A 399-nucleotide genomic window follows, 5' to 3' on the forward strand; every position below is an offset into this window, starting at 1 on the left:
ACCACGGAGATCGTATGTTTGAAAAGCATAAGCTAAAGACCTTAACTTTAAGGTGCAAAACAATTGTTACCTCTAAAATCATTAGCTTATGCAACGGAAAATTAATCAGATTAACTTTAATGGTCAACCTATTTACATAGGAATCGACGTTCACCAAAAAAATTGGAAGGTAGCCATCATGAGCGAGCATTATGAACATAAGGTATTTCACCAGGATCCTAAGCCTGACATCTTGGTGAATTACCTTCACACCCACTTTCCTGGGGCTGTTTATCATGCAGCTTATGAGGCAGGCTTTAGTGGTTTCACTTTGTATAGGGAGTTAACTGCAGCCGGGGTTAATTGTATGGTAGCCCATCCGGCTGATGTGCCCACCACGCACAAGGAATATGACCAGAA

General features: G+C 41.4%; 1 protein-coding gene. It reads left to right on the forward strand.

The window, feature by feature from the left end:
- Positions 1-88: 88 nt before the first annotated feature.
- Positions 89-399: hypothetical protein (locus AC04NP_RS30700; RefSeq protein WP_482863954.1), on the forward strand; the 311-nt coding region annotated here is incomplete at its 3' end.

The organism is Agaribacillus sp. DX54, assembly GCF_056858335.1.